Annotated in this window: 5 protein-coding genes; 2 read left to right on the top strand and 3 right to left on the bottom strand. The window is 40.5% G+C overall.

Going from position 1 to position 6,000, the window contains the following annotated elements:
* The first annotated feature begins 117 nt into the window (after positions 1 to 117).
* Both Ga0466249_RS14630 and Ga0466249_RS14625 read left to right on the top strand, forming a co-directional pair.
* Positions 118 to 957 carry a 4Fe-4S binding protein gene (locus tag Ga0466249_RS14630; RefSeq protein ID WP_215830206.1) on the top strand — a complete coding sequence of 280 codons (840 nt, stop codon included), beginning with the start codon at positions 118 to 120 and terminating at the stop codon, positions 955 to 957.
* Between the two features lie 204 nt (positions 958 to 1,161).
* A complete protein-coding gene (locus tag Ga0466249_RS14625; RefSeq protein WP_215830216.1) occupies positions 1,162 to 2,127 on the top strand; it encodes a helix-turn-helix transcriptional regulator in 966 nt (321 codons plus the stop codon).
* A 277-nt stretch (positions 2,128 to 2,404) separates the two neighbouring features.
* Here Ga0466249_RS14625 and Ga0466249_RS14620 read toward each other — a convergent pair whose 3' ends face one another.
* The 3 genes from Ga0466249_RS14620 to Ga0466249_RS14610 all read right to left on the bottom strand — a co-directional run bounded on the left by Ga0466249_RS14620 (position 2,405) and on the right by Ga0466249_RS14610 (position 6,000).
* A complete protein-coding gene (locus tag Ga0466249_RS14620) occupies positions 2,405 to 2,608 on the bottom strand; it encodes a small, acid-soluble spore protein, alpha/beta type (RefSeq protein WP_215830205.1) in 204 nt (67 codons plus the stop codon).
* 213 nt (positions 2,609 to 2,821) lie between these two features.
* Positions 2,822 to 3,892 (bottom strand): Glu/Leu/Phe/Val family dehydrogenase, encoded by a 1,071-nt coding sequence (locus Ga0466249_RS14615; protein WP_215830204.1) that lies wholly within the window; start codon positions 3,890 to 3,892, stop codon positions 2,822 to 2,824.
* A 365-nt stretch (positions 3,893 to 4,257) separates the two neighbouring features.
* Complete coding sequence (locus Ga0466249_RS14610) at positions 4,258 to 6,000, bottom strand: sigma-54 interaction domain-containing protein (RefSeq protein ID WP_215830203.1); 1,743 nt, start codon at positions 5,998 to 6,000, stop codon at positions 4,258 to 4,260.

The raw sequence follows: 6,000 nt of genomic DNA, 5'->3' as shown, positions 1-6,000 counted from the left end.
ATGCTTAAATTCTAAAGTGACATTTTCATCCGATAATTAGAACCCTTTTTAGGTGACATTTTCAAAAGTTATTGACACAGATATACTAGTAAAATACATACAACAAAGGTGATTAGAATGAATAAAACAGATATATGTAAAGCCGCTGCGCACTTTGTAGAAAACGAAAAAGACAATTATATAACAAAAGAAATTGCCCTTTCTACGCAGATAATCGGTATGAAAATATTTGAAGAGCCTATTTTTTCCTTTGGCTCTGCGGTTGATCCATATTTCGATGAATTAGAAAAACCAACTGGAATTGGCGATCATTTCCGACATCCACAGCAATGGCTGCCAGAAGCAAAAACAGTTATCTCTTTTTTCCTTCCCTTTAGCCAAGAGATCAAAAGAGAAAATACTAAAGACAGCGTCTGGCCTGCCGACGCATGGCTGCATGGTCGTATTGAAGGACAAGCGTTTCTAAATAAATTAACCATCTATTTAAAATCCATATTGCTACGCGCAGGTTATAATAGCATAGTACCGTCGCTTGATAAAAATTTTTGGTCAAAAACCGGGTTCAACCCCAATACGCCCCATCCCCAAGCCGCCTTTACCAGCAATTGGTCGGAAAGACATGTCGCTTTTATTTGCGGATTGGGTACATTCGGACTTTCTAAAGGCCTGATAACAGCTAAAGGTGTTGCCGGAAGATTCGCCAGCATTATTACCGAACTAGAACTACCCACTGACACAAGAAACTACAAATCAATTTATGAATATTGCAGCCTTTGCGGTGCCTGCGTAAAAAAATGTCCCGCTGGAGCAATCTCTATTAAGAAAGGAAAAGATCATATAGCCTGCTCAGCATTTTTGGATAAAACAACTGAAAAGTATGCTCCGAGATATGGCTGCGGCAAATGCCAAACAGGTGTTCCGTGTGAAAGTAAAGTTCCCCTGCGAAATACCTACTAACATTGCTATTTTTAACTTAGCTACAATTCCTGGCTATATCTATTTTCTCATCGAGAATCGCCAAGATATATTGATAGCAGTTTTTTGTAAATAACTGAAGTGCTTTCTCCGATTGTAAATATCTGTTAGCAAGTAAAATCAAGCAGTAATCTCTCTATTTCTTTATAATGAATGTAGGGTGATTGAAACGAGTTGAACAGACGAATGTACGAGTGGAAGAAACAAATTCAAATAATCGTTGATGAAATTGACAAATGTATTAAAAATTATAATGATGAAGCCTTGACACTACGCTTTCTTTCTCGCAGGTTGGGTTATTCCGAATTTTATACAACGAGAAAATTCAAAGAAATATCGGATATGCAATTTAGGGATTATCTGCGGCATAGGAAATTAGCCTTTGCACTAAAAGAGGTTCGGGATAGTGAAAAAAGCCTTTTGGATATTGCTTTTAATTATGGTTTTTCATCACATGAAGCTTTTACCAGAGCTTTCAAGGGAACATATGGTGTAACTCCAAGTGAATACCGAAAAAAGCCTAAGCCTGTCGTTCTTCGTACAAAAATAAACCCTTTCGACCGCTACTTTTTAGGATTAGGAGAGATTGGTATGATGAAATCTACAGATGATATTAAAATTTATTTTGTAACCATTCCCGCACATAAATTTTTGCACATTAAGAACTATGAGAGTAATGGGTATTGGGATTTTTGGCAAAAGCAAAGTCTTATTCCGGGACAGGACTGTGAAACAATTTGCGGCTTACTCGATAGTATCAAGGGCAAATTGGATGACGATGGCGGGAGCGAATCTAACGGCGACAGCGGTCAGATTATGGCGTACATTAACGACCCGGACGGCAGACTCTGCGATTGGGGTATTCCACGCACAGAGTGTTACGGTACACGTCTTCCTTTAGATTATAAAGGCGAAGTACCGCCACAAATGCTTATGATTGATGTTCCCGAGGCCGAGTATATTGTTTTTGAACATGGGCCATTTGATTATGAGCAGGAAAATCGTAGAGTAGAGGAAAAAATTGAAAAGGCAATGGCAACTTTTGATTTTGCAGGCACTGGCTACTGCTTTGATACTTCCCCCGGTAGAATAATATACTTTTATCACAATCCGGAACGGTTTTTTAAGTATATCAGACCAGTGAGAAAGTAAATAAAACGGACTATCCGCCCAACGGAAAATATAAAAACCGTTGTTGTGGCGGAAGAGCTTCCATGCACCTAAATAAATTTATCCGCCTTAAATACGCCAAAAAATCTGCTAGTGATAAATAGCAGTTTTTTCTTTATAGAATGTTTTACAAACATAAGCAATCCTCTACTCCGGTCTAAACCGAGACAGAGGATTGTTGCGTCACATGGCACCAATGGCAGGCATGTGACGCAACAAAAAATGACCCGAAGTCCAAATAACTTCAGGTCATCTTTATCTATTTAGCATTTTGATGAGCTACACCATTTTCCGCTTGCGCTTCTTTTTCTACTACTTCGCTACCACGTTTGATGGCTTCTCTAACCATCGAGCCAACTTCACCCGTAGTAACATCGCTCCAGTCATTGTCTTCGACTTTCTCGCCAAAACCAAGATCGTGTGCTAATTTATATTTCGTTTCTTCCGACATCACTTTTCCCATCGACAGGCACCTCCAATAATATTTTTTAGGAAGCCTACCGTTATAATTTGACGTTATATGAAAACTTATTCAAAGAAAAAAATACCAAAAAGTAAATACCTGTACCCTAATACAATATGGAATTAATCGACTGCCTCAGCCGCCGCACGCTCAGCACGTAAATCGGCCCATGCAAGGACTACAAGATTAAATAGTCTTGTAAGCCTTTCCTATCTACAGATAAGTTTTCCTCACTCGGCCTATGGTTTTAATACGCTCTTCCGCTAATATGTCGGCAGCTTGGTAGGTTGGTATCTTGTCGCGCTTGGAAATGGCAATAACCTGTTTCACATTACCATAAACAGACTCCACTTTTCTTAACGCCCGATCAGGACAGTAGCCTCCCTCAAGCATTTCGTCATAGATATTGATTACACCACCGGCATTGATAATAAAATCAGGCGCATAAAGAATGCCTTTGTTAGTGATAACATCACCATGACGTTCTTCTTTCAGTTGATTATTAGCTGAACCAGCGATAATTCGACATTTAAATTGAGGAATTGTATCGTCATTAATGATCGCTCCCAAAGCACAGGGTGAGAAAATATCACAGTCGACGCCATAAATTTCGTTAGCCTGAACTGCTTTTGCACCAAACTCAGTAACCGCGCGCATTACATTGCCTTCGTTAATATCCGTAACAATTAATTTGGCGCCCTCGTCATGCAGTAACTTGCACAGTGCGAAGCCGACATGCCCCAACCCTTGTATGGCAATAGTCCTGCCTTCCATCGAATCACTGCCCCAAGTTTCGCTCGCGCAAGCCTTGATGCCTTTCCACGTTCCATATGCTGTCACTGGTGATGGATCGCCGCTAGAGTGGACTGTTGATGTTAATCCTGCGACATAATTGGTTTCCATTTTAATATAGTCCATATCTTCCACACAAGTACCAACATCTTCGGCGGTAATATAACGGCCACTTAAACCCTGAATGTAGCGGCCAAGTGCCCGGAATAAAGCTTCACTCTTATCTTTCTTCGGATCACCGATAACCACCGTCTTAGCACCACCGAGATTGAGTCCCGCAGCGGCATTTTTATAAGTCATGCCTCGCGCTAAACGTAAAACATCTAGAATAGCCTCTTCCTCACTAGCATAATTCCACATGCGGGTGCCACCCAAGGCTGGCCCGAGTGTCGTGTCGTGAATGCAAATGATGGCCTTTAACCCTGCGGCTGGATCGTGGCAAAAAATCAATTGCTCATATTGATATTTTTTAATGTAATCAAAAATCTTCATATCTCAATTCCTCCTAATTAGAATATTATTTCTAAACTTACTACAATGCAATTAGTATGCCAACAGTCTGACCAGGCTAAAAAGGAAATCACGCCCGATATTTTCGGATGTCATTTCCTTTCTTTACGGAAATAACTGCAATTATTTGCAGTCATTTGCAAGCATCTGCAGTGCAAATAGCTGCAGTTGCTATAATATCAAGAATGAACTGTAAGCTGAGACTAAACGATTGTTCTTGGGATGAATACAACTTTACATTTTTGCGCCTACTTATTGTAACTAAGTTACAATATATTATTTGCAAGATTTGTGCCAAAGTTTTTAGTGATTTAAAATATCTACTGCTAATTTTTTATATTTCCGGTTTAAGAAATATGAAATTTGCTTAACTTGTAATATAAATTGCGGATAGATATACCTAAATGCTTTGCAGTTGCCACTCTATTACCATTATTTTCAACAAGTGCGGCAATAATAACGCGGCGCTCAGTTTCTTCAAGAGTTGGTGCCAAAATTTGTGATGCCATGTCATCGGGTTGATTGACTTTGGATGAAAGGATAGGGGCCTGAGCTTTTGATCCTAATTGAGGTAAATCTTTGCCCGACATTAACGTTTCGTTAAATAACATGTTAATCATCCCTCCAGCCAGTACATTTTCCAATTCCCGTACATTTCCTGGCCACTGATAATCTGATAATATAGCAAGTGCATCGGGTGATAAGGCTTGTACGTTGCGGCCGTATTCTTCATTCAGTTTTTTTAATAAAAAATGCGACAGCTCAGGCAACTCATCAATACGATTGCGTAAAGGCGGAATCGTTATGGGGAAAACATTAATACGATAATAAAGATCCTCACGAAAGGTGCGGTTTTGGACAATTGCTGCCAGATCGCGATTGGTAGCGGCAATAATTCGGATACAAAGCGGTATCGGTTTTGTACTGCCTACACGCAGAACTTCTTTTTCCTGTAATACTCTTAGCAATTTTACTTGCGTCGTTAAGGGAATTTCACCAATTTCATCAAGAAAGATGGTTCCACCGTTAGCCTCCTCAAAAAATCCCTTTCTACCGCCTTTACGGGCACCAGTAAAAGCTCCGTCTTCATAACCAAATAGTTCACTTTCCAATAAGGATTCGGGAATAGCTGCACAGTTAACACGTATAAATGGAGCGCTTTTGTGCTGGCTAGCATGATGAATAGCATGAGCAAACAGCTCTTTGCCTGTGCCGCTTTCACCATTGAGTAGTACCGTTACCGGTGTAACCGCCGCTCGGCGGGCACGTTCCACTGTTTTCAGCATAATTGGGCTTTTAGCCACTATATCGTCAAAAGTATAGCGGCTTTGAATTTGGCGAACTAACGATTTTACCCGCCCTAATTCTTCAGTTAGTTGTCTAAGTTTTGAGATGTCATGAGCAACTGCAACGCTACCTCTTAGTTGACCGTTTACAATAATGGGGGCAGCGCTGACAATGATTTCTTTCCCTTGAGGTCCAGCTTGCAGTGGAACATAACGTACTGGCTCAAGCGTTTTCATGACATGAATGTGCATACTTTCGCCTTTGCGAATATCAATGGTCGCTGTTTTTCCAAGTACCTCCTCACGACTTAAGCCGATTAGTTTGGTATAAGCAGGATTGACCAGAATAATACGTCCCTCTTGGTCAGTTACGGATATGGCATCCTGTGTTGAATCAATAATGGCTTCAAGCAGTAGTTTCATCTCCGTGATATCCGTTATTTCTTCGGTAAGATGCTTGATTTCAGTAATGTCATGAAAAATAGCTACCACTCCGCTCACCCGATTTTCTTGATTACGGAGCGGTATCCGGCTGGTAAGTACTCGCATGGGCCCTATTTGTTGTTGCTGATTTAGTTCAGGAACACCTGACTGTAAGACAGTATGCAGTCGCGAACTGGGAATAACATCAACAGCAAAGTGACCCAGCATAGCTTTAGACGTCATACCTAAAATCCGCTGGGCCGCTGCGTTAAAAACATTAATGATACCCTGTTTGTTAATAGCAATTACCGCTTCATGAATAGAGTCTAAAATAGACCTAATTTCACATTCAGCAGGGGTCCGATTAGATTTGTTCTTCAT

Origin of the sequence: Pelorhabdus rhamnosifermentans, from assembly GCF_018835585.1 — a bacterium.
Lineage (GTDB): Bacteria > Bacillota > Negativicutes > UMGS1260 > UMGS1260 > Pelorhabdus > Pelorhabdus rhamnosifermentans.
Note: the sequence above shows the minus strand (reverse complement) of the source record. Positions and strands in the feature narration are given on the sequence as shown.

Bases quoted from the DNA above. Each gene is read 5' to 3' on its own strand.
- Ga0466249_RS14630 (WP_215830206.1), top strand. From the start codon at position 118: ATGAATAAAACAGATATATGTAAAGCCGCTGCGCACTTTGTAGAAAAC.
- Ga0466249_RS14625 (WP_215830216.1), top strand. From the start codon at position 1,162: ATGTACGAGTGGAAGAAACAAATTCAAATAATCGTTGATGAAATTGAC.
- Ga0466249_RS14620 (WP_215830205.1), bottom strand. From the start codon at position 2,608: ATGGGAAAAGTGATGTCGGAAGAAACGAAATATAAATTAGCACACGAT.
- Ga0466249_RS14615 (WP_215830204.1), bottom strand. From the start codon at position 3,892: ATGAAGATTTTTGATTACATTAAAAAATATCAATATGAGCAATTGATT.
- Ga0466249_RS14610 (WP_215830203.1), bottom strand. From the start codon at position 6,000: ATGAAGAACAAATCTAATCGGACCCCTGCTGAATGTGAAATTAGGTCT.